The organism is Treponema sp. OMZ 799 (assembly GCF_024181365.1).
In the GTDB taxonomy this organism is placed as follows: domain Bacteria; phylum Spirochaetota; class Spirochaetia; order Treponematales; family Treponemataceae; genus Treponema_B.
The window spans coordinates 1,736,657-1,759,187 of sequence record NZ_CP051301.1; the positions used below are offsets into that span (position 1 = coordinate 1,736,657).

Below are 22,531 nucleotides of genomic sequence, written 5' to 3' on the forward strand. Positions count from 1 at the left end.
TTAAAGTTATACCGGCTGAATTAGGATTACATCTTTTATGTGGTCTATTTGTAAAATATCTTCCTTTAATTCGGGGCCGACGCTCAAACCGTCCATTTGAAGGCACATTGTGGCGGTTCCTCCTCGGTAATCCCTTCCGATATGAATTTGAGAAATATTTATCTTGTGTTTTGCCGTTACGCTGGTTATGGCAGCTATTCTTCCCGGAATATCCTGATATTCTACCACCAGTGTCGGATTTTTACCGCTTAGCTCTACAGGCTTTCCGTTTATTTTGGTAATTAAGATATTCCCGCCCCCTATAGATGAACCTTGAACGAAAAGCTCCTTTCCGTCAATGCCTGTTACTTCAATTAAAGCGGTGTTCGGATGCGCATTAGGAATGTCTATAGGTTCAAAGGTGATGTCCAAACCTTGCTCTTTTGCAAGGGTAAGGCTGTTTCTGATACGCTCATTTTCGGGCTTCATCCCCATAATGCCTGCTGCAATTGCCCTATCGGTACCGTGACCCTTGTAGGTGTAGGCAAAGGAACCATGTAAATATACTCTTGCCTTTATAGCCGGTTCTGCAAGAAGAACCCTTGTTAAATATCCTATTCTGACGGCTCCTGCCGTGTGCGAACTGGACGGCCCTATCATAATGGGGCCTATAATATCGAAGATATCCATAATCGGCGGTATTATATAAAAAAAAATTACCGAGGTCAATATGAGGGGCAGGGCAAACGCATCAGAGTTTTATCTTCGCAAAAAACATAGGCTGTTCAACCCGCCTTTCGCCGCTATGCGTCTGCAAGAGGGGTATTCACAGCCTATTTTTTTGCTATTTTATTTACCCTCATGATGCGTTTGCCCTTTTTTGAAAAATGTGCGAAATTTTGTTCAAAATTTCGCACAGTAAAGAAGGTAACCGCTTCATAAACATTCTGGTGCGGTTGCCTGATATGAGGGTATATATAAAAACAAGAGTTAAATTATAAAAAGAGTAAAATTTATGTAATATTGTGTTGACATTTTTTTTGATGTGTTTATTATGTTTAAGACAATATTTTAAATTCTATAGGAAGATAAAAATGAAAAGATACATATTTAGTGTACTTATTATTATAATCGGGTTATTGGTTTTATTTGCTCCGTTCGGCTTTGCCCATGTATGCCCTCCAAAAGACGGAGGCGGTTTTATGAAATGCCATTGGATGGGAGAAGCCGTAAGACTTTTGGGCGGCTTGATTGCCTTATCAGGACTCGCTTTTTTTATCTGTAAAAAATCCCGCTTCGGAATATCCGTTTATAATATCGGAATCGGAGGTGTTCTGATTTTGCTTGAAACCCTTGTTATAGGCACTTGTAAGCACTCAAATATGGCTTGTAATATGTATACAAAGCCTGTAGTTATTTTATTGGCTATTACTTTAATGGCAGTAAGTGCAGTTTATGTTTTTCTTTCACGCAAGGAAAAATGCGAATAAACAAATATCGAGTAAACTAATACAAAGAAGGAAACTTATGCTTTTAAAAACAAAATCTCTTTCAAAAGCCTTCACCAGAGGTAAGACTTCTTTTTTTGCCGTAAAAAATGTCGATTTTACGATTGATGCTTCGGACTTTGTATTTATTGTTGGGCGTTCAGGCTCCGGAAAAACAACCTTTCTAAATTTGATATCGGGTATTTTGGATCCCACTGAAGGGAAGGTATTTTTTGAAGATAAGGACCTTTCTTCTATGAATGACATCGATAAAAGCTTTTACCGCAATGAAGTAATAGGCTTTGTTCCTCAGTCTTTGGCTTATTTGCCTAATCTTTCGGTTTTTGATAATGTAAGAGTTCCGTTTTTTTTGTTTAACAGGGACGGCGATAGTGAGGGACGGGCTTTAAGTCTTTTGGAACTTGTGGATATAGCTCATTTAAAAAATGAGATGCCTCAAAATTTATCCGGCGGAGAAATAAAGAGAATGCTGATAGCGAGAGCTCTTATGAATTCTCCTAAATTGCTCATTGCAGACGAACCTACAGCAAATCTTGACAAAGAAACTTCAGAAACGGTTATGAACCTTATAAAAACTGTTAATAATTTAGGCACTGCCGTTTTGATTGTAACTCACGATTCAAGAATTCTAAATGAAGACAGTATCATATATAGAATGAATGACGGAGAGTTGACTATTAGCTGATTTTTACATTTCTCATTTAATCTTAAAAAAAACTTAAAAAATATGTAAGAGAACCTTGACATTATTTTTTTGACTTGATATACTTAAATTAGATTTTGTAAGTCCATTATTACAAAATTGGAGCTAATATGTTAAAAAAACTTTATAAACATCTTTTATTATTTTTGTTTTTATTCATTTGTTTGTTTTCTATTTCAGCAAAAGAAAAAGAGGACTTGAGTTCATGGACAAAAATAGTCGAAAAAATGGAAATTCACCTGAATAATGCTTATGAATTATATACACAGGGTAAGACCCGTGAAGCTTATGATGAAGTAAATGCCGCTTATTTTAGATATTACGAATCTAAGGGAATGGAAAAGATAACGATGAGCTATCTTTCCGGTGCGAGAAAAACGGCCGTTGAGAATGCTTTCTATGAATACAGAAAAAACGTAAAAAGCGATAAAGATAACGAAATGATAAGAGCTCATAAGGATGCTCTTATTGAAATGCTCTACCATGATGCCGCTGAACTTGACGGCACTTCAAATAACAAGGGAGGAAGCGGAAAATCTGCCGCTGTTGCAACCTTTATTTCATGTTTTGTACTTATATTGCGTGAAGGTTTGGAAGCTATTTTGGTTATAGCGGCTATTATCGCCTATCTTGTAAAAACCGGAAAAAAGAAGTACATCTCTTCCGTTTATGTAGGAGCTCTTGCAGGCATATTGATAAGCATTGTGCTGGCCTTTTTATTCGGACTATTGGCAGGAGCGCAAAGCGGTATAGCTCAAGAAATTTTTGAAGGCATCGGTATGTTTGTTGCTGTAATAGTTTTATTCTATGTAAGCAACTGGATGATTTCAAAGTCCGAAACGGAAGCATGGGAAAGATACATTCAAAAGAAGGTTGAATCTTCCGTATCTACCGGCAATAAATGGGTTTTAATCTTTGCGGCCTTTATTGCCGTTGCAAGGGAAGGAGCCGAGCTTATTTTGTTCTTCCAAGGAGTTCCCGTTCAAGGAGCAAGCGGTCAAAGAGCTATGATCTTAGCTGTTGTATTATCGGCAGTAATTTTGATTGCCGTCTTTCTTGCTTTTAGGTTTTTAAGCGTAAAGCTGCCTTTGAAGCCTTTTTTTACGGTGACAAGTATTTTGATGTACATACTTTGTTTTTCGTTTACCGGAAAAGGAGTTTCGGAATTGCAGGCTGCCGGAGTAGTCGGTAAAACCATAATCCCGTGGATGCAAAATTTTGAGTTGGATTTTTTAGGCATATATGCAACCTATGAAAGTTTGATACCTCAAATAATCGTTTTAATTACGATTATTGTTTTTTCGAGCTTATATGTCAAAAAAAATAAAAAGATTCTTGCCGAATTAAAAAAGAAAGAAGAAGGCAAAGAATAATTAATTTAGGCCAAAAAAATTAAATATAAAGGAGAGTTTTTACATGAAAAAAACTTTATCTTGTATTTTTGCACTGCTTGCAATTGCTTTTGTAATTACATCATGCGAAAAAAAACCGGCAGATCAGGGAATGAAACCTGCTCCTGCCGCAGAAAAACCTGCTGCTCCTACACCTCAAGAAGAGGGCGCTGCCGGTTTTGACGAGTTCCCCATCGGCGATGAGCAGGATGCCGGAATCTTAACGGTTGCAGGTGTTTATTTTCAGCCTGTAGATATGGAACCTGCCGGTAACAGCTTGTCAAAGAACGAAGCTGACTGCCACATGGAAGCCGATATTGCCGCCAATGAAAAAGGCGCAGCATTGGGTTACGGTGTAGGCGACTTTGTTCCTTACTTACGTGTTAAGGCTTACATCCAAAAAGTAGGTTCTTCAAAGGTACAGGAAGTTGCATTTATGCCTATGAACGCCAGTGACGGACCTCACTATGGTGCTAACGTAAAATTTGAAGAAGGCTTAGGTAAGTACAACATCAAGTTTGAAATTAAAGCACCGGGAAATGATTATCTTATCCACGTCGATAAAGAAACAGGTGTTACCGGACGCTTCTGGACGGAACCCATCGTTGTTGAATGGAAAGATTTTGAATGGACAGGACCCCAGTGGTAGACTTGCCCAATCGGTAGTAGTATAATTTAATACTAACTTACTCATTTAATTTGTAACCGTCGGGGCTGAGGCTTCGGCGGTTATTTTTGGCGTTTTGGGAGGTGCATTATCTTAAAGTTTTATATAAGGGGCATTGAAGCCGGTATCGGCTTTGCCTTAGTCCTTGCAGTAGTTTTTGCTTCGTTTAGAACCCAAAGACCCGAAAAGAAAAGATATATTATTTTATTCGGTATACTTACAGGATTTATCGGCAGTATTGTTTCTGCAATATTAAGGTCTATTCCTAATTACATAAACAGAACCAATTTTGCCTTTTGGTCGATGATTCCCGTCAGTATCTTTTTTTTAATTTTAATTGTTCTTTTATTGTTTAAAGCAAAAACAAAAACTTCGTTAGTATATGAAAATGTTTTTAGTACAGCCGTCTTTTTATATACGGCATCAAGCATATTTTATTATCTTCCCGTTATTATAACTCTTTCGACAACCTTGGTTAATTACGGTGAAAGTGCCGTAAGCACCCTTGTTCTATATAGACTTATAGGCTACTTACTTGGAATAGTTTTTATTATTCTTGCAAGTCTTTCGATTTATAAAACATTGATAAAGCTATCCGATATCGAATTAAAAGTTACCGTAATAGCTTCTCTTTGTATTTTCGGAATAACTCAAATTATTGTGATTATACAGCGCCTATATTCTTTAAGAATAATTCCGCGGAATGATTTTATTTTTTGGCTTATTGCAACGGTGGTAAATAACGGAAACTTTTTCATATTTGCAGTTATTGTGTTTATAATTTTTGCTCCGATTCTTTTATGGAAAAAAAATATTAAAATTACCGAAGCATATAATAATAATGCAGAATTAAGAAAGATAAAAGCAAAAAAACGGAATGCAAAAAGATGGGCTCGATTTTCTTTAAGCCTTTTATTGATTTCGGTTTTTTCTTTATCCGTTTTGCGTTTTTATGTGGACAGGGAGGTTCCCTTATCTCCGCCTGAAAATTATACAATCGAAGACGGTATGGCTGTTATTTCTTTAGAACAGCTGGAGGACGACAAACTTCACCGCTATGAATATATAACGGAAGAAGGAATCAGCATGCGCTTTATTGCCATAAAAAAAAGTGAAGGTGCGTATGGGGTAGGCCTTGATGCCTGCGATATCTGCGGCCCCAGCGGTTATTTTGAAAGGAATAATGAAGTAATCTGCAAACTTTGCGATGTAGTTATGAATAAGGCTACCATAGGTTTTCCCGGAGGATGTAATCCTGTTCCTATTCCTTATATTGTGCATGCCGGGAATATTAAAATAAAAATATCCGACCTTGAGTCTGAGGCTCATCGTTTTAAATAGCAAAAAGTTTTTATAGGAGATGTTATGTTTTGGAGAATGATAGCCGGCTCCCTTTTTAGGCAAAAAGGAAAAATGGTAATGATAGCTTTTACGATTGCCTTAGGAGCAAGCCTTTCAACTTCTATGCTTAACACAATGCTGGGTGTAGGAGATAAGGTAAACCAAGAACTTAAAACCTATGGAGCCAATATTAATGTTGCTCATAAGGAATCTTCTCTTTTAGATGATATTTACGGGGAAGAATCCGGAAATACAAAAAAATTTTTAAAAGAAGATGAATTGTATAAGATTAAAACCATATTTTGGGCATACAATATTGTCGATTATGCGCCATTTTTAAATGTGCAAGTTGACTATGCCGGGGCGGATAAGCCTGTCCGCTTGTCGGGTACATGGTTTGATTTTTTGATAGACTTGCATACGGGGCAGGAGGTTATAACCGGAATAAGAAGAATGCGTACCTGGTGGGAGGTAAACGGAAACTGGGTTTCGGATGATGATAATTCTTCCTGCATGGTAGGAAGTCTTTTTGCGGGAAGAAACAATATTAGGGTAGGGGATGAAATTAAACTGACAAGCGCTGCAGCCTCTAAAACCTTAAAGGTCTCTGCAATCTTTAATTCTGGAAGCAATGAAGATGAGGTAATTTTTACTACCTTGCATACGGCCCAAGAATTTTTAGGAAAGACAAATGTTTGTGAAAGCATCGAGGTAAGTGCCTTGACAACTCCCGACAATGATTTGGCAAGAAAGGCTGCAAGAAGCCCTTTAAGTCTAACGATAAAGGAAATGGAAATATGGTATTGTACCGCCTATGTAAGCAGCATTTGTTATCAGATTCAGGAAGTTATAACCGATGCGGTTGCAAAGCCGATAAGACAAGTGGCAGAATCGGAAGGTGCTATTTTAAATAAAACAACCCTTCTCATGCTTTTAATTACGATTTTAAGTTTGATAGCTTCGGCCCTAGGTATTTCAAACTTGGTAACTGCAAGCGTTATGGATAGAAGGGCCGAAATCGGTTTAAAAAAAGCTATCGGGGCCAGCAATATTGCAGTTACCGTTTCGGTTTTAACCGAGGTTATGGTGATAGGAATTATCGGAGGCTCTGCCGGATATTTTATAGGCTTGGGTTTAACGCAGATAATAGGCCGAAGCGTTTTCGGTTCTGCAATTCCTCCGGCTCCCATGGTCATTCCTATTGTGGTGCTTATTATTTTTTTAATTACCCTTTTGGGAAGTCTTCCGTCGGTAAAATATTTATTAAAACTGAATCCCACGGAAGTTTTACACGGAAAATAAGAGTCCGCATTTAAGTTTTAAGGAGTTTTTAAGATATGACTAAAAATAAGATGTATTTTAAAATGATAATAAGTTCTTTAGTGCGGCGCCGTTCAAGAATGTTGGTAGCTTTGCTGGCTATTGCAATCGGTTCAACCGTTTTATCGGGCTTATTGACTATTTATTACGACATTCCGCGGCAGATGGGAACTGTGTTCCGCTCATACGGAGCAAATATGATATTTCTTCCTTCCGAAAGCGATATAAAAATAAGCAAAGAGCAAATCGATAAAATAAAAAAAGAAATAGAATCTGAAAAACTTGTAGGCTTTGCTCCTTATATTTATAAACCTGCAAAGGTAAACGAGCAGCCCTATATGATAGCCGCAACCAATCTTATAAATGCAAAGAACAATAGTCCCTATTGGCTTGTACGCGGACAATGGCCTAACGAAAAAAAAGAAGTTTTAATCGGCCATGAAATCAGTAAGGCTATAGGTTTATCCGTAGGAGATAATTTTATTGTAAACACTCCTAAGCCTGACGGCGATGTAACCGTAAACGAGTTCAAGGTTTCAGGCATCGTTACTACCGGAGGTGTTGAAGAAGAGTTTATCTTTATGAGCCTTGAAGATATAAAAAATATTATAGGCTATAACGATGTCTTCGATGTAATCGAATGCAGTATTGACGGAAACAGGGATTATCTTAATTTGATTGCCGAAAAAGTTTTAAAAAATGCTGAAGGCATTACCCCCCGTCTTGTTAAGCGTGTTACAGAATCCCAGGACACGGTTTTAAGTAAACTACAAGCCCTTGTTTGGATTGTTACAATCATCGTTTTGTTTTTGACTATGATATGCGTAACTACAACCATGATGGCTGTAGTAGTTGAACGCCGAAAAGAAATCGGTTTAAAAAAAGCCCTAGGTGCCTCCAATAAAAGTGTTGTTATAGATTTTTTGGGAGAAGCTGTTATGCTCGGCCTTATGGGAGGGGTTTTGGGAGTGGGGCTCGGCTACTTATTTGCAAATAATGTAAGTATAAGCGTCTTTGCAAGAGAGGTTTCCTTTCCCATAAGACTGGCTCCCTTTACCGTTATTTCTTCCATAGTCATCACCATTGTTTCATCCCTCTTTCCCGTAAGGGCAACTGTGGATGTGGATCCTGCTCTTGTTTTGCGCGGAGAGTAATCTTAAATTTTTAAGGAGAATTAATTTATGAATATTTTAACCTTAACCGAAATTTCTAAAATATACGGAGATCTTAAAGCCCTCGATAAAATAAATTTGACGGTTGAAGAAGGGGAGTGGCTTTCTATAATGGGACCTTCGGGTTCAGGCAAAACCACTTTGATGAATATAATAGGCTGTATGGATAAGCCTTCTTTGGGAAAGATTGATTTGGCCGGACAGGATATTTCAAAACTTTCTTCTAAAGAATTGACCATAGTCAGAAGGGATATGATAGGCTTGGTTTTTCAGCAATTTCATCTTGTAAATTATCTTACAGCCCTTGAAAATGTTATGATGGCCCAATATTATCACAGCCTCCCCGATGAAAAAGAAGCCCTTGAAGCCCTTGAAAGTGTGGGCTTAAAAGAAAGAGCCAAGCATCTTCCCAATCAATTATCGGGGGGAGAGCAGCAGCGTGTCTGTATTGCACGAGCCCTGATAAATCATCCAAAGCTCCTCCTTGCCGATGAACCTACTGGAAACCTTGACGAAAAAAACGAAAAACTTGTTATGGAAATTTTTGAAAAGCTTCACAATGCCGGAAGTACAATCATAGTTGTAACCCACGATCCTGAGGTCGCAGATCAGGCTGAACGGATGGTTGTTCTTGAGCATGGTAAGATAGCAAGAATCGAAAAAATGAGTAGGGTAAGACCTGCAAGAGGAGAGAATGTATGAAGCATTATAAAATTATTTTGGCTGCACTTTGTGTTACTTGTATTTTTTCTTGTTCAAAACCGGAAACAAAGAAAACCGTAAAATATAAAGACGGTGTCTATAAGGCTCTTTCGGGGCTTAAAGATGATTGGGGTGGAACGGCGGAAGTCGAAATAAAGGTTGAAAACAATAAGATAGTAGAATGTACCTTTTTATCCTACGAAAAAAACGGAAACCTAAAGGGCCCCGATTACGGGAAAACGGATGGTGTTATAAAGAACATGGGGCTTTATAAGATTGCCCAAGCCTCGGTTTTACGCTCGGCAGAGTACGGTCAAAAATTGGTTGAGGCTCAAAACATTGATGAGGTCGATGTAATCGCCGGTGCTTCAATTTCTTATAAACTGTTTAAGGATGCTGTTGAAACTGCATTAAAGGATGCAAAAGAAAATTAAGTATTTTTTTTGCAATGAATTTTTATGGAAAATTTACAGATAAAAAAACTGACAGTATTTGAGCTTGCAAAATTAAACATGAAGAGAAAGCCTTTTAGAACTGCAAGCTTAATTATTCTTACGGCTGTTTTAGCCTTTAGTTTATTTGCAGGCAGCTTTTTGGTAAAAAGTTTAAAAGGGGGAATGTCGTCCCTGTCGAACCGTCTGGGTGCAGATATTATTGTCGTTCCTCAAGGCTATGATTCAAAAATTGAAAGTGCCTTATTGAGAGGGGAGCCGAATAGTTTCTATTTTGATGCGGAAGTCGTGGAACGCATCAAAAAAATTGAAGGCGTTGAACTTGCATCTCCCCAGCTTTTTATTGCAACCCTTTCTGCAGGCTGCTGTTCTTTTCCTTTGCAAATTATCGGTATTGATTTTGATTCCGATTTTAATGTAAAACCTTGGCTTAAAAAACAAATAAAACTTCCTCTTTTAGATAATCAAATTGTGGTTGGAAGTAATATATCGGGAGATTATAATTCTCAAGTAAAATTTTTTAATCAGCCCTTTGTTATTGCAGGACGCTTGAGCAAAACCGGAATGGGATTCGATAATTCTATTTTTATGACAATAGAAAATGCAAGAAAACTTGCAAAAGAATATGAAAGAATTATGCAGCATCCTGTTGCGAAAGATGAAAATTTGATTTCAAGTGTTATGGTAAAAATAAACCCAAGATACGATGTAAAAGCTGTTGCTAAAAAGATAAGGGAAGAATTTAAGGGAGAAGAAATCTATCCTTTAATATCAAAAAGAATGATGACAAATATATCTTCAAGTATTTCAAGCTTGAATATCTATGTTTATATTCTTATTGCAATCCTATGGCTTCTTTCATTTATAGTTTTGGCGGTTTCTTTTTCTTCGATTTTTAATGAGCGCAAAGAAGAATTCGGAATGTTAAGGATAATAGGAAGCACCAAAAAAAAGTTATTTGAGCTTGCAGTTTTGGAGTCTCTTATTATAAGCATGTCGGGAGCGATTATAGGTACAGCTCTATCGTGTTTGATTGTTTTTTTATTTAACCGGGCAATTGTTACAGGAATGAAGCTGCCTTTTTTAAACCCTTCTTTTATTTGGATACTCGGCTGTTTTCTTTTAACATTTGTGCTTATTTCGATAATAGGCCCCCTTGCAGCCCTTAAAACCATGTACAATTTTACAAAAAAAGAACCGGCCTTATCGCAAGGGTAAAAATGCTTTAGTTCTTTTTTTTTAAGCCGATACTTTAGCTAGATGAGAGGTGTTATTATGCGTAAAGCTCTGATTTCTTTTTGTTTTATTTTTTGTGCTTTTTTTCTTTTTGCAGGCGATATTGCTACCTTTGTTAATTTAGGTTTTTCACCTGACGGAAGCAAATTTGCTTTCGGACAATACGGTTTAACAGATCAAACCTATCGTGCTTATGCAGAAATTTATGGAGTAGATGTAGCAGAAAATAAGTTTTTGCCTTCAGGCCGCTTTATAACAAGCCCTACCTCAGAGACAGCCGATAAAGACAGTAAAAATATATTTTTAAGCCTTTTAGACAGGGCTAATTTTTCTCTTTCAAAATGGAATATAAGCGATAAAAATGAAGGCAGGGCTATTTATTCGGCCACAAATTCTACAATAAACGAAACAACCTTGATCTTTAAAGATTTTGAAACCAATGATGAGTACAAGGTAATGCTCTACAAGGATAAAAAATCCAATTTAGAAGCTTCTTTTTATATTGAAGTTGAAATAATCAAACCCAGCGGCAATAAGATAAAAAAATCAACAGGTCAAAAAGGAAAGACCAGATCAGGTGTACGCGATTATGCAATCAAAAAAGTAATCATCGATAATACAAACACAAGCCTCGTCTTTGTAATCGAAAAACATCAATACGATAAAACAGGAAATTCCATCAGATATATGGTGGAGACAATTAAACTGTAAGCCTATCCTTCATCATTGACAGTAATCTTTTAATGTTCTATAATTACCCCCAAGAATAACTTTTGGGGGTATTTTTGAGTATGCACATTGTAGAAGCAAAAAAAATTACGGAAGAAGTTAAGAGGATGGCCATTGAGGCTGCCTATTATCTTCCGCAAGATGTATTAACAAGTTTAAAGATGTCGCGGGAAGCCGAAAAATGGAGTCTGGCCCGTGATACTCTCGATCAGATTATAGAAAACGCCGATATTGCAAAAAGAACGAATTCGCCCATGTGCCAAGATACGGGAATGGCCGTAATCTTTGTTACGATCGGACAAGATGTACACATTGAAGGCGGCTACATTGAAGACGCTATCAATGAGGGTGTAAGGCAGGGCTACACTGAAGGATATTTAAGAAAATCCGTTGTTGCCGATCCGGTTTACAACAGGGTAAACACAAAGGATAATACGCCTGCCGTAATTCATTATAATATTGTTCCCGGCGATAAACTTCATATTATGTTTGCAGGCAAGGGCTTCGGCTCCGAAAATATGTCCCGCCTTGCAATGCTTAAACCTTCCGACGGCCTTGAGGGGGTAAAAAAATTCATATTGGAAACTGTAGAACTTGCAGGGCCCAACCCCTGTCCTCCCATTGTTGTAGGAGTCGGAATAGGCGGCACTGTAGATAAGGTAACCTTAATAGCCAAAAAAGCCTTAATGAGACCGATGGATAGTTATAACCCCGATCCCTTCTATGCAGATTTAGAAAAAGAAATGCTTGAAAAAGTAAATGCCTTAGGGATTGGCCCCCAAGGTTACGGCGGAAAGACTACAGCTTTGCGAGTTCTAATTGAAACCTATCCTACACACATTGCAGGTCTTCCTATTTGTGTAAATATAAATTGTCATGCAACACGCCATAAGGAAGTTACTTTATAAGGGAGGATGATGAAAATGTCTGAAATGAAAAAACTTACAACACCCCTTACAAGGGAAGATTTAAAAGATGTTAAGGCCGGAGATATCGTTTTATTAACGGGCTATATTTATACAGGGCGGGATGCAGCTCATAAACGCCTATGCGAACTTTTGGAAAAGGGAGAAAAACTCCCGATAGATGTAAAAGGCTCCGTCATGTACTATGTAGGACCGAGTCCTGCAAAGCCCGGAGAGCCCATAGGTTCTGCAGGACCTACCACCAGCTACCGCATGGATGCCTATACTCCCCAGCTTTTAGATGAGGGACTCATGGCCATGGTCGGAAAGGGAAAAAGAAACGATGATGTGGTTGCAAAAATAATAGAGCATGGAGCCTGCTATTTTGCCGCTATCGGAGGAGCTGCCGCCCTAATCAAAAGCCGAATAAAATCGGCTGAGGTCATCTGCTATGAAGATTTGGGAGCTGAAGCTGTCCGTAAGCTCTATGTTGAAGACTTCCCCGTAACATGCATCATCGATTCTAAGGGGAATAACCTTTACAAGCTGGGCCGTGAAGAGTATTTAAAAAGCCTCAACTAAGGTAAATGACTAATTTACAAAAAATCAATTTAGAAATAAAGAGCCGGAAAGAAGAATTTTCGGCTCTTTTAAAAGAAAATAGTCTTATTGAAGATTCTCTTGAAAGTGTTTACGGCATCTTTGATGAGGCCGACAATTTGGCTGCCTGCGGAGGGCGTGAAAAAAATATCTTAAAATGCTTTGCCGTCAAGGATGAATTTAAGGGCCTCGGCCTTACCGATGAAATTCTTTCGGCCCTCTTAAAAGAAGCCTACGGCGAGGGCTATAAGTCTTTCTTTATATTTACAAAAAGATCAAGCGTTTCATTTTTTACGGGGGCCGGTTTTATAAGCTTAGCCTCATCGGATGATTCTGCCTTATTATATCGTGGAGAAAACACGATAGAAGATGTTTTAAAAAATGAACTTCTTCCCCTTTGCCCCGGCGATATAAGGGAAACCGAAAACGCTGCAATCGTTATGAATGCAAATCCATTTACCCTTGGGCATAGGTACTTAATAGAAAAGGCTTTAGAGCATTGCGGTACCGATAAACGCCTTTTGGTTTTTGCGGTTGAAACAGATAAAAGTTTTTTTTCTTTTCAAGACCGCTTTATGCTTATCAAAAAAAATACTGAAGACTTAAAAAATGTAATAGTGCTTCCCTCATCTCAGTTTTTAATAAGTTCTGCAACCTTTCCGTCTTATTTTTTAAAAGAAAAAACTTTGATTAGCAAAAATCAAACCCAGCTCGATGCAAGAATATTTTTAAAATATTTTGTACCTCTATTTAATATTAAAACCCGCTTTTTGGGAGAAGAACCCTTGGATCCGAGTACGGAAATATATAATCAAACCCTGTTAAATGAACTGCATCCAAAATGCGAGGTAAAAATAATTGAACGGAAAAAAACTCATAACAACAAAATAATTTCTGCAACTCAAGTAAGAAGTGCATTTCAAAATAATAGTCTTGAAGACGTCCGCTCATTTTTACCGGAAGCGACATATAATTTTCTAAGTTCGTTAAAAGAAAAAAATAATTAATACTGGAGAAAAGATGAGCCTATCCTTATTGGAAAAAAGAGAAAAGACCGATGCTTTTGAAAAAAAGCTTTTACACAGTTTCCCGTCTTCAAGCCTTGTAGTGATAAGGGCTAATATTCCGGGTGAGAAAAAAGGTTCAATCGAATCGAATTGGATTGTATACCGCATTTTTTTGGAATGTAAAAAAAAGATGAAGCCTGTCAAGATTTTTCACTCCTACACGGATGAAGAAGGTTTAATCTTTTTTTTGATTGTAGATGCCCCTCCCTTGGAAGTGAAGGCTTTAAGCATACAAATTGAAAATACCGAAGCTTTAGGCCGCCTTGCCGATATTGATGTTTTAAATACGGAAAAACTTTTTTCGCGCAGCGATTTTCCCAAAGATAATCAGAGGCGGAAATGTTTTTTGTGCGAAAAAGATGCCGTTATCTGTGCAAGAAGCCGCACTCATTCCCAAAAAGACGTTATGGATTTTATCTTAAAAAAAGTGCATAAAGATTGGTCTTACGGTAAGCCGTTTTACGGCAAGCAGCTTTCCGATAAAGAGCTTTTTGAAACTTTAGGCAATTTAACCGAGAGTTCCCTCCTTTCAGAGCTATGCCGTCCCTTGGGCTTCGGCTGTGTTACGGCTAATTCCCAAGGCTCCCACAAGGATATGGACTTTTTACTCATGCTTGAATGTATTCCCCTAATCGGGAATGCAATTAAAAATTTAAGTGCAAAAGATTGTGCTTCCTTTGAAACTTTGCGCGAATACGGAAAAAAACAAGAAAAATGCCTCTTCGATTTAACGGGAGGAGTGAACACCTACAAGGGAGCCTTATTTTTGCTTCTTATTTTGAACGCCTGCACCTTCCGCATAATAAAAGAAAAAAAATCCTTTGTCGATTTAAGCAGGGAAATATCAGCCTTTTCTCTTCCCTTAAAAAAAGATTTTGAACTTAAATCCTGTTCCCCTGCCTCTTTGCAAGCCTTTAATAATTTAGGGAGCGGGGGAGTGAGGGGCTTGGCTCTCTCAGGCTTCGCAGAGCACTTTCAAGTTTGGCTTCCCCTTTATGAAAAAGCTCTTTTAGGAAGTGAGGATTTTGCACAAATTATTGTTAAGATGATTGAAACAACTTGCGACACTACAATTATAAAACGCAAGGGGGAAAAGGCCTTACTTGAAGTACAAAAAAAAGCTCACAGTCTCCTTTACATAGAGGAATGGCCGGCTCAAGAAACCGCTGTTACCGAATTTTCTGCATGGTGCGAAAAAAACAATATCTCCACAGGCGGAACGGCAGATAAGATTATTATTTTGTATAATCTGGAGCTGATAGGGGAGATTTATAGAATGCAATAATTGAACAATAAACAAAGAAGAGGTGATTATTTTGAGTTTCTTAAATATGTTTAATAAAACAAAAAGAAAGGTAATTCCGTTGGCTTATTATTTGGATTATGAGCAAGACGGAGAGTACACTGAAGAAAATTGCAATGATGTAACATTTGCGAATCCTGATGACTTTCCGGAAAATCTTTTTGAAAGAATAATAATTATGACAAAAAGACTGCACGAAATGGGTGTATATGAAGAAAAAGAGATTGTCAGATTTATAATTCCTAAAATGCTTGACACTCTTGAAGTAGGCGGAATTTTGTCGGGTGTTTCTATATCGAATTTTGATACGGCAGGTATTGTTTTCGGAGAAAATTATGCAGGCTGGATATATAAGGGCAAAACAAAAAAAAGGAATGAAATTTTTTATAGAGTGCCGTATCAGTTAATTTTTTATCATAGCAAAAAAGAAGATAACTATTTTATTTGTAAAACAAAGGATAGGCTTGAATTAAGACAAAACAAGGTGTCCGTTACAAATTCGGAAAATAAAGAGCATATTATAAAAAATACAAAAAGCATAAGCCTAACCGAAATAGAAATGAAAGAATTAAAAGCTTCATTCTCTATATTATTTATGTTTATCAAAATGCAGATTTTACTGAAGATGAAAAAACTCGGCTACTCGGCCTTTGCAGAAAAGATCGCGGAGTATTTTTGCACATCGACAACAAAAGATGCATTTATATCCTGTGTCAATAAGTATTTTTCTTTAAGTATATCGAAAGAAGATGAACATAACTTTGTGTATGAAGACCGCTCCTTTAAGGACTTTTTATCCGAGCTTTTGGTTAGAAACAATGACTGTTTACCCTTGAGCTCTTCCTATGCAGGTATTATTAAGTGGGTGGAAGAAAAAACCGGTATAAAAATCCGCCCTAAAAAAGAGTATCATGACCATATGGAATTTATAAGTCATCTTTCCGATATTCTTGCAGCTAAAGAATACTATCTGTATTTTATGATAAAAAAAGATGTTTTTCAGCAAACAGCCCTCTTGCTAAAAAAAGAAAAGCAAGAGCCCTTGCTTGCAAAAGAACTGCATATTTTTGAACCAAATTCGAATTTCAGTTATGAAATTACAGCCCTTAGTGAGGATTTACCTGACCGCTATGCTGAAGATATTTCAATAGAAAGAAAAGTAAGAGAAAGCGCGAAAATCTTTTATCATATTATCGGAGTAGAAAATATAGATACTATGATGATGAACATTATAGGAAACCGAGTATTGGACTATGCACTTTTTCAAAATTATTATTTATCGGTAGTTTGTTCCGATGAAGGCAGGGATATTTATGATATTTTGAGTGGACTTTTATCAAGATACGATATGCCCGATTTGATAAAAAATGCATGCGATTGTGATAGTACATTGGATGCTCTTTATTTTTTGGAATTTGAAGCTGTGAATCCTGTGGACAGAGCTATACTTTATGCGCCTTTAATCAGACAAAATAAAAAGCTGCTGTATTCACTTGAAGCGGGCGATTATTTTTATCTCGGAATTATTGAAGATAATATCGAAACAAAAAAAAGCTTTATAAAATGCGTGAACAATCTTTTAGAAATGAAAGAAATTGAAAATTATGTTATCTATGATAGTGAAGATAAAGAATTGTCTGTAAATCTTCTTTCCGGAATGGACATAACAATAGACGGTAAACATATGTATACACAAAAAGATCTAAAAGAAAAATTTTATAAAGAGAATGCCGAAAATATAAGCCAAGAAGAAGCTGATAAATATCTATCAAGAATTGCGATTAAAAAAACTGAGGTAAAAATATGTATTTCAAATTATGAGGAAGAGCCGGAGTTTACAATAAAAGCGGAAAACGGGAAGTATTTTACAAATCTGGATTTGCTTTTTCAAATACACAAACAGTTGGTTGAAAAAATAGATTTCGCAAAAGTATTCGGCGATAAGATATGTATTTTAAGTTTAAGGTTAAGTGTAGCAAGAGATACATACTATCTGTTTTGGAATGCAGCATAGATGATGCCGCATAAATACTTTATCGTAAAACATAGTAATAAATAAAAGAGGTAAAAACTTTGGGGAAACTTTTACACATCAGTATGCCGGCATTTTTAGGTATTTCATTTGCTTTTGCCGCCTATTACCTGAACGGATAACCTGAGCATAGGCGAAATTTTTGTATACGGTTTGATGTTTGTGATAGCTATTCTTTTTGTAATACAGATTATCTATAAGGGTACAAAATTTCAGTCGGCAACGGCTGTTTTAGTAAGAACTGTAATTCTTGTTCCGATTATGGCTGTGTTTAATGCGAGGAAGCGTACAGGTAAAGCAATGCTTGCTTTTTTCGGCTCTTTATTGTTCTTATTGTTTTGTACAATGACATATCTTATTATCGGCTTACCTGTAAAAGCCCCTATGCTAACCATAAATGACACAAAAATAAAATTGGGACAAACCACAGTCAAAGAACTTATGAACGACGGCTTTGATATTTATATGGAAACAGGACATGCAACAATGTCGGATCATAGAAAGTTTCCTTATTCGGAGGAATTTGAAAAATATTCCGACTCAATGGACATTTCTATCGCAAAAGGTTACCATTGGCAGAGTTCTAAGATTGTCCCTTATTCCAAAGGAGTTCTGTCGAAAAACAATATGGCGATTGCCGAAATTATATTTTACGGAAGCATGAAAAAGGACATTCAGCTGCGAAATTGCAGTATCATTCATTTTACGGTAAGAAATTTTTACATTGAAAAAATGAAAAAAGAAGGAATATCCATAAAGTTAAACGGCGTAGATCTCTTTTCCAAAATTGAAACTGATACGATGAAAAAAACTTTCGCCCGTAAAATATTTAGACCAAATCAAATAGAAACGGATAAGCGTTATATAATATCATGGGACAGCCGCAGCCATCATTTGTTTTATAATTCCTATTTTGTAACTATCAATATGGACGATGATTATTTTGCGAATGATATTGAACTCGTATGCCAAATTGCAAGAGAGGCGGATTGATAAACATAAACGATTAAGTTTCTACCCAATTTATCCGATACTATGAACATGGGCAGCCTTAACATTAAGTTCAAAAGATATATTTTTATCTTGTTTTTTTCTCTTTTGGTTTTTTCGGTTTATTCTGATGACGAGATTAAGGAGTCATACGGCAGTGAGTTTTTAAAAACCGATGACGGACTTATTCCTCTTGTCCCCCTGGACAGAGTTCCCGATTCAGCCTTGGTGAGAAGAGATATTGCAAGAGATTGGCTGCTTGATTCTCCTGGGACAATAGCCCTAAAGCACTTGCAGATTGAAATAGACTCTCAAGGTAATCTTTTTAAGGTGAGGTCTGTGTATCTAAAAGAAAAAAATCTTCTTGCTGTAGTTGTAAGCCCTGTAGACACAGAGTTTTCAAACCTCGAAAAAGTTCCGCAGGGGACATGGATTTTATATAGAAACTATGAAACGGGAGCTCCTGACTGTATTAAAATTTATCCTCGCGAAAACCCTGAGCTTTATTTGAGTATAAGACCCTCATCTTCAAAAAATAAGTCCTTAATAAGTATCTGTCTTTTTAACGCCTATGTACGAAAAGATATATCTGTCGGTATTCCCTTTGAAAATTTATATTATCTGCCTCTTTTAAAACTAAAAGACATTACAAAAGATATGCTTCCCTGGGATATCTTTAATCCGCCTATTTTTTATAACGGTGTAGAAGCTGCTTCCGATACCGTTCGGGATAGATTGAAGACCTTGGTCTATATGGAAGACGGGACCTTTGATGAATTCGGTAAGCCTGTTCATCTGATGGACGGAAGGCCTCAGACCGAGGATGATATTGTTAAAGCTATTCGCCCCGATCAAAGACTTAAAGACATAAGGGGCGGGGTAAACTGTTCAGGTTTTGCAAAGTGGATAGTGGACGGAATGATTAGGCCCATAGCGGGGCAGGGAATTTTTATTAAAAGCCTTAAAACCGAAACCGATGTACCTGATACTTATTTTACAAAACCTTACAAGGAAAGAGCCCTCCATTTCGGGCTTGAATGGATACGAAACTTGGCCGCTGCCGCTTTAACTCTAAATGTAAAGCGTACAATAAAACCAATCGGTTCAGGCGTCGATGTTACAATTGAACCCTTTGCCCTTGTGCCTCCCATAAAACAAAAGAATGTGAAACAGGATTTTGCTTCGTTTAAAGGATACGAAAAAAATGCAGGTTATCAGACTCCCTATTTACAAGCTCTCCTTTATTATCTTGCAATAAGCGAGCCAGGGCATTTTTATCTTGGTGCAGTAAGCCGCGAAAAAGGAAATCCGCCCTTGCGTCAGTATCACCATATTGCAGCCTTTTTTCCTTATTTTGACGTTTTCGGGAATTTTCATATCGATGTGTATGAAAGCGGAGAAGAAACTTCGATAGAAGAATTTATAAGTCTAAACTCCGATGCCTTTACAGCCTTGGTAAGAATCAGGGCTCCCCAGCCCGGAGTATTCAATCCGTAAGTAAAAATCAACCTATTACTTGAGGCAGGGCCTTATCTCCCATCTTATTTTTTAGTAAAAAGGCTAGGGCACTTCCTATGATGAGGCCAAAAAAAAGCCCGCCTACAATTGCTTTTTCGGTGTAAAAAAAGAAATAGAAGCTTAAACTGAAAACAATGGCCATGAGGATAGGAAGGATAACCGAAGAAAGGGCTTGAATTCTTGTTTGATTTTCCTTAATTTCGACAATAACAGGGTCTCCCTTTTTTAAATTTCTGCCGCTCTTGTTTAAGGCCGTAATCTTATTTCCGCTTACGGCAAAAAGACCCGTTTCCTTGTTTTTTCCGGCAAAGCCGCAGCCCCCGCATGTTGCACAGCTTTTTACCGCATAGCAGTTTTTTTGTTTTATAGAGCAGGAGTCTTCAGTCTGTGAATTATCCAAATCTATGTTTATCTTTTCCGTATTCTTATCGATCCATACTGAGGTAACTATTCCGTTTCTTTGCAAAGTTCCGACTCCTCAAAAATTCTTTTTATTTCTATCGTGTTTCCGTCATCATCGGTTTTGATAAAAAGGCCCTGGAGGGCGGGGCGGGCCCAGGCGTCTTTTCCAAAATCGGGAAGGCAGGTTCGGTATTCCCTTATCTTATCTTCAATCGCATATCCCCCGACCGAGTTAAGGCTTCCTGTTCTGCCTGCATCCGTTATATAGGCCGTTTTATTTTCTAAAATACACTCGTCGGCCGTTTGAACCCTTGTTCCTGAGCCGATAAGGGCTGAAACCTTTCCCGAAAGTAAAAAGCCTAGGGCCTGCTTTTCGGCAGTTGCAAATGAAGAAAAATCTACAAAGATAAGATCCGCTTCTTCCTTTAATTGAGAAATAAGTTTTTCGGTTTCCGTAAAGGGATTTTCTGCCATGATCTTGTGCCGGCCTATTCTTCCGATGGCTGAAACTACAGCTATTTTTTTATTTTTCTTTAAGTTAAAAATTTTCCACCCCTGACCGGGAGATTCTGATGGAAGATTAAAGGGGCGGAGTACATGAGGCGTTTTATGGAGGTCATCCACCAAGTCTTTTTTTTGAAAGATTAAATCTCCCGAAGTTATGCAGTCAACTCCCAATTTTTTTAAATAGACGGCATGCTGCTTTCCAAGACCTCCTGAACCTGTAGCAGAGTTTGCATTGGCTATAACAAAGTCGGCCTTATATTTTTCTTTTAAATTTGAAAGTTGTGTCTTTACAAGCCAAACACCTGCCTTTCCTGTAATTTCGGCAATATATAAAATATTCATTTTTATTCTTGATAATCCATTTCTTTTAAAATCTTATTGCATTTTTCGGCTAAATTATCCATACCTAATTCAAGATAGGTGTCACGCAAATTAAACACTGCATCTCCCATTTCGGGGTCAAGGGTAACGGCCGATTCAAAGGCTCTTCTTGCAGCCTTATAGTTTTCTTTATTGAAAAGCACAGTTCCGTAATTGTTCCAAACCCGGCCGTTTTCAGGTTCCAGTTTTAAGGCGCTTTCAAAGGCTCTTTCGGCCTGATCGATGTCCCCCGTTTCAAATAGAACAAGGCCTAAAGAATCCCAGGCATCGGCCTCATAGGGATTGTATTTTAAAGATTGAAAAAGGGCAAATTTGCTGTCGTTTTGTCTTTTTGCCGCGTAGTAGCTTAAGCCGAGATTAAGCCACATGAGGCTGTTGTCGGGTTCAAGGGCAAGTCCTTTTTTTAAGCAGGCTATGGCTTCGTTATGAAAACCCTGCATCGACATGCTGACTCCCGTATCGTTAAAAAATTGAGCCGATTCTTGCATTTTCTACCTCAATATCGTGTTAAACAAATCGAATATAAGTTCTTTTGCTTCGTTTTGTTCGTAATTATTTTGAAGCTTTATCAATGAAGCTTCTACAATCTTTTTACCGTAATTTTCGGCCCTTTTTACGGCCCTTGAAGAAGAAATAGCCGAAATACACTCTTCTACGGCCGGAGATTCTATTCCTTCCTTGGCTGCCTGTTTAAATAAAAGCTTTATTTTTTCGGCGCCTCGAGGATTTTCTTCTGCATAAAAAATTACCGGTAGGCTTTTTTTGCCTTCGACTATGTCGTCTCCGCGTTTTTTCCCCGCATTTCCGTCGGTAATATTTTTAACATCGTCCAAGATCTGAAAACCTATTCCCATATCGGTCATAAGTTTTCCATATTCCAAAATCTCATTCATAGCCTTACCGGCAGCTGTAAAGCCCAACTCTCCTGCCAGCTTTGCAAGCGAGCCTGTTTTTAGGCTTATCATAGTTATGTATTCATCGATGGACGGAATGATATCGGGATTTGAATGCCAGCCTATATCCATCGACTGCCCTAAGTGAAGCCTTCTTAAATTTTGAGAATAAAGCGAGTATATTCCGGCCCTTACAGATTCGGATGTCTCATAATTGATTAGGGGATTAAGGGCTTCAAAATAGAGCCATGAGGCGGAATTTAAGGCCGTGTCAAGCCCGTATTTTATGTGAGCAGCCGGAGCCCCTCTGCGGGTTTCGGACTTGTCTTCTATATCGTCATGGACAAGGCTTGCCGTATGGCAAAACTCTATGAGGGGGGTAAGGGGGTAGGCCTTTTCGGGATCGCCTTCGGCCAATTCACATGAAAGTACGCATAGAAGGGGTCTCCACCTTTTTCCGCCCCGCTTTACCAAATCCCTTACAGGGTTAATTATATTTAAAAAAAAGTCATCGGACAAATTTGCATTTAATTCGCCGAAACTTTGAGAAATCCAAGAGGATGTTACATTTTCGGGTAAAAATAAATCAAGAGTCTTTTCGATATTTTCAAGCCGTTTGTTTAATTTACTCATCACTTCACAATATATCACAAAAGCATAAAATTGGCAATTGATTTTAAAGTATACTTTATTTAAAATTAATACCTATAGCTTTTAAAATCCTTAAATTTAT

The 22,531-nt window shown here is 37.6% G+C and carries 23 protein-coding genes; 18 read left to right on the forward strand and 5 right to left on the reverse strand.

Annotated features, from left to right (window positions below; all coding sequences use genetic code 11):
• Positions 1-6: 6 nt before the first annotated feature.
• A complete protein-coding gene (gene sdaAB / locus E4O04_RS07865; protein WP_253687903.1) occupies positions 7-669 on the reverse strand; it encodes an L-serine ammonia-lyase, iron-sulfur-dependent subunit beta in 663 nt (220 codons plus the stop codon).
• 404 nt (positions 670-1,073) lie between these two features.
• On the opposite strand from sdaAB, the gene E4O04_RS07870 reads away from it, so the two are divergent.
• The 18 genes from E4O04_RS07870 to E4O04_RS07955 all read left to right on the forward strand — a co-directional run bounded on the left by E4O04_RS07870 (position 1,074) and on the right by E4O04_RS07955 (position 19,594).
• Positions 1,074-1,469 (forward strand): DUF4418 family protein, encoded by a 396-nt coding sequence (locus tag E4O04_RS07870; protein WP_253687902.1) that lies wholly within the window; start codon positions 1,074-1,076, stop codon positions 1,467-1,469.
• Between the two features lie 37 nt (positions 1,470-1,506).
• Entirely contained in the window at positions 1,507-2,172 is a 666-nt protein-coding gene (locus E4O04_RS07875) for an ABC transporter ATP-binding protein (protein ID WP_253687901.1), read from the forward strand.
• A 128-nt stretch (positions 2,173-2,300) separates the two neighbouring features.
• Complete coding sequence (locus E4O04_RS07880; RefSeq protein ID WP_253687900.1) at positions 2,301-3,563, forward strand: FTR1 family iron permease; 1,263 nt, start codon at positions 2,301-2,303, stop codon at positions 3,561-3,563.
• 43 nt (positions 3,564-3,606) lie between these two features.
• Entirely contained in the window at positions 3,607-4,230 is a 624-nt protein-coding gene (locus E4O04_RS07885; RefSeq protein WP_253687899.1) for an iron transporter, read from the forward strand.
• A 321-nt stretch (positions 4,231-4,551) separates the two neighbouring features.
• Entirely contained in the window at positions 4,552-5,589 is a 1,038-nt protein-coding gene (locus E4O04_RS07890) for a Fe-S-containing protein (RefSeq protein ID WP_253707200.1), read from the forward strand.
• A gap of 24 nt (positions 5,590-5,613) precedes the next feature.
• A complete protein-coding gene (locus tag E4O04_RS07895; RefSeq protein WP_253687897.1) occupies positions 5,614-6,891 on the forward strand; it encodes an ABC transporter permease in 1,278 nt (425 codons plus the stop codon).
• Positions 6,892-6,926: 35 nt separating this feature from the next.
• Positions 6,927-8,063 carry an ABC transporter permease gene (locus E4O04_RS07900; RefSeq protein ID WP_253687895.1) on the forward strand — a complete coding sequence of 379 codons (1,137 nt, stop codon included), beginning with the start codon at positions 6,927-6,929 and terminating at the stop codon, positions 8,061-8,063.
• A gap of 27 nt (positions 8,064-8,090) precedes the next feature.
• Entirely contained in the window at positions 8,091-8,783 is a 693-nt protein-coding gene (locus E4O04_RS07905; protein ID WP_253687894.1) for an ABC transporter ATP-binding protein, read from the forward strand.
• Positions 8,780-9,217, forward strand: a complete 438-nt coding sequence (locus tag E4O04_RS07910) for an FMN-binding protein (protein ID WP_253687892.1) — start codon at positions 8,780-8,782, stop codon at positions 9,215-9,217. The genes E4O04_RS07905 and E4O04_RS07910 overlap by 4 nt, the downstream gene beginning before the upstream one ends.
• 24 nt (positions 9,218-9,241) lie before the next feature.
• The gene (locus E4O04_RS07915; protein ID WP_253707202.1) at positions 9,242-10,453 is read left to right on the forward strand and encodes an ABC transporter permease; all 1,212 of its coding nucleotides are present in this window, start codon (positions 9,242-9,244) and stop codon (positions 10,451-10,453) included.
• 57 nt (positions 10,454-10,510) lie between these two features.
• On the forward strand, positions 10,511-11,182 hold the full coding sequence (locus E4O04_RS07920) for a DUF2259 domain-containing protein (RefSeq protein ID WP_253707204.1): 672 nt from the start codon (positions 10,511-10,513) through the stop codon (positions 11,180-11,182).
• Positions 11,183-11,262: 80 nt separating this feature from the next.
• Entirely contained in the window at positions 11,263-12,108 is an 846-nt protein-coding gene (locus E4O04_RS07925; RefSeq protein WP_253678994.1) for a fumarate hydratase, read from the forward strand.
• 15 nt (positions 12,109-12,123) lie between these two features.
• Positions 12,124-12,687 (forward strand): Fe-S-containing hydro-lyase, encoded by a 564-nt coding sequence (locus tag E4O04_RS07930; protein ID WP_253707205.1) that lies wholly within the window; start codon positions 12,124-12,126, stop codon positions 12,685-12,687.
• A gap of 5 nt (positions 12,688-12,692) precedes the next feature.
• The gene (locus E4O04_RS07935; protein WP_253707207.1) at positions 12,693-13,712 is read left to right on the forward strand and encodes an adenylyltransferase/cytidyltransferase family protein; all 1,020 of its coding nucleotides are present in this window, start codon (positions 12,693-12,695) and stop codon (positions 13,710-13,712) included.
• Between the two features lie 13 nt (positions 13,713-13,725).
• On the forward strand, positions 13,726-15,057 hold the full coding sequence (gene citX / locus E4O04_RS07940; RefSeq protein WP_253707209.1) for a citrate lyase holo-[acyl-carrier protein] synthase: 1,332 nt from the start codon (positions 13,726-13,728) through the stop codon (positions 15,055-15,057).
• 31 nt (positions 15,058-15,088) lie between these two features.
• On the forward strand, positions 15,089-17,089 hold the full coding sequence (locus tag E4O04_RS07945; protein ID WP_253707211.1) for a hypothetical protein: 2,001 nt from the start codon (positions 15,089-15,091) through the stop codon (positions 17,087-17,089).
• 180 nt (positions 17,090-17,269) lie between these two features.
• Positions 17,270-18,100: a hypothetical protein gene (locus E4O04_RS07950; protein ID WP_253707213.1), complete on the forward strand. Its 831-nt coding sequence runs from the start codon at positions 17,270-17,272 to the stop codon at positions 18,098-18,100.
• Between the two features lie 42 nt (positions 18,101-18,142).
• Positions 18,143-19,594, forward strand: a complete 1,452-nt coding sequence (locus tag E4O04_RS07955; RefSeq protein ID WP_371922239.1) for a hypothetical protein — start codon at positions 18,143-18,145, stop codon at positions 19,592-19,594.
• 7 nt (positions 19,595-19,601) lie between these two features.
• On the opposite strand, the gene E4O04_RS07960 is transcribed toward E4O04_RS07955, so the two are convergent.
• Genes E4O04_RS07960 through E4O04_RS07975 form a run of 4 tightly spaced genes read right to left on the reverse strand, consistent with a single transcriptional unit; the run spans position 19,602 to position 22,431 of the window.
• Positions 19,602-20,081, reverse strand: a complete 480-nt coding sequence (locus E4O04_RS07960) for a SoxR reducing system RseC family protein (protein WP_253707216.1) — start codon at positions 20,079-20,081, stop codon at positions 19,602-19,604.
• Positions 20,063-20,866: a TIGR00282 family metallophosphoesterase gene (locus E4O04_RS07965; RefSeq protein ID WP_253707218.1), complete on the reverse strand. Its 804-nt coding sequence runs from the start codon at positions 20,864-20,866 to the stop codon at positions 20,063-20,065. The genes E4O04_RS07960 and E4O04_RS07965 overlap by 19 nt, the downstream gene beginning before the upstream one ends.
• A 2-nt stretch (positions 20,867-20,868) precedes the next feature.
• A complete protein-coding gene (locus tag E4O04_RS07970; RefSeq protein ID WP_253694831.1) occupies positions 20,869-21,393 on the reverse strand; it encodes a tetratricopeptide repeat protein in 525 nt (174 codons plus the stop codon).
• 3 nt (positions 21,394-21,396) lie between these two features.
• Positions 21,397-22,431, reverse strand: a complete 1,035-nt coding sequence (locus tag E4O04_RS07975; protein ID WP_253707220.1) for a polyprenyl synthetase family protein — start codon at positions 22,429-22,431, stop codon at positions 21,397-21,399.
• Between the last annotated feature and the right edge of the window lie 100 nt (positions 22,432-22,531).

Bases quoted from the DNA above. Each gene is read 5' to 3' on its own strand.
- E4O04_RS07890 (WP_253707200.1), top strand. From the start codon at position 4,552: ATGATTCCCGTCAGTATCTTTTTTTTAATTTTAATTGTTCTTTTATTG.
- E4O04_RS07900 (WP_253687895.1), top strand. From the start codon at position 6,927: ATGACTAAAAATAAGATGTATTTTAAAATGATAATAAGTTCTTTAGTG.
- E4O04_RS07895 (WP_253687897.1), top strand. From the start codon at position 5,614: ATGTTTTGGAGAATGATAGCCGGCTCCCTTTTTAGGCAAAAAGGAAAA.
- E4O04_RS07930 (WP_253707205.1), top strand. From the start codon at position 12,124: ATGTCTGAAATGAAAAAACTTACAACACCCCTTACAAGGGAAGATTTA.
- E4O04_RS07975 (WP_253707220.1), bottom strand. From the start codon at position 22,431: ATGAGTAAATTAAACAAACGGCTTGAAAATATCGAAAAGACTCTTGAT.
- E4O04_RS07880 (WP_253687900.1), top strand. From the start codon at position 2,301: ATGTTAAAAAAACTTTATAAACATCTTTTATTATTTTTGTTTTTATTC.
- E4O04_RS07970 (WP_253694831.1), bottom strand. From the start codon at position 21,393: ATGCAAGAATCGGCTCAATTTTTTAACGATACGGGAGTCAGCATGTCG.
- citX (WP_253707209.1), top strand. From the start codon at position 13,726: ATGAGCCTATCCTTATTGGAAAAAAGAGAAAAGACCGATGCTTTTGAA.
- E4O04_RS07910 (WP_253687892.1), top strand. From the start codon at position 8,780: ATGAAGCATTATAAAATTATTTTGGCTGCACTTTGTGTTACTTGTATT.
- sdaAB (WP_253687903.1), bottom strand. From the start codon at position 669: ATGGATATCTTCGATATTATAGGCCCCATTATGATAGGGCCGTCCAGT.
- E4O04_RS07885 (WP_253687899.1), top strand. From the start codon at position 3,607: ATGAAAAAAACTTTATCTTGTATTTTTGCACTGCTTGCAATTGCTTTT.
- E4O04_RS07875 (WP_253687901.1), top strand. From the start codon at position 1,507: ATGCTTTTAAAAACAAAATCTCTTTCAAAAGCCTTCACCAGAGGTAAG.
- E4O04_RS07935 (WP_253707207.1), top strand. From the start codon at position 12,693: ATGACTAATTTACAAAAAATCAATTTAGAAATAAAGAGCCGGAAAGAA.
- E4O04_RS07955 (WP_371922239.1), top strand. From the start codon at position 18,143: ATGAACATGGGCAGCCTTAACATTAAGTTCAAAAGATATATTTTTATC.
- E4O04_RS07920 (WP_253707204.1), top strand. From the start codon at position 10,511: ATGCGTAAAGCTCTGATTTCTTTTTGTTTTATTTTTTGTGCTTTTTTT.
- E4O04_RS07870 (WP_253687902.1), top strand. From the start codon at position 1,074: ATGAAAAGATACATATTTAGTGTACTTATTATTATAATCGGGTTATTG.
- E4O04_RS07965 (WP_253707218.1), bottom strand. From the start codon at position 20,866: ATGAATATTTTATATATTGCCGAAATTACAGGAAAGGCAGGTGTTTGG.
- E4O04_RS07905 (WP_253687894.1), top strand. From the start codon at position 8,091: ATGAATATTTTAACCTTAACCGAAATTTCTAAAATATACGGAGATCTT.
- E4O04_RS07915 (WP_253707202.1), top strand. From the start codon at position 9,242: ATGGAAAATTTACAGATAAAAAAACTGACAGTATTTGAGCTTGCAAAA.
- E4O04_RS07925 (WP_253678994.1), top strand. From the start codon at position 11,263: ATGCACATTGTAGAAGCAAAAAAAATTACGGAAGAAGTTAAGAGGATG.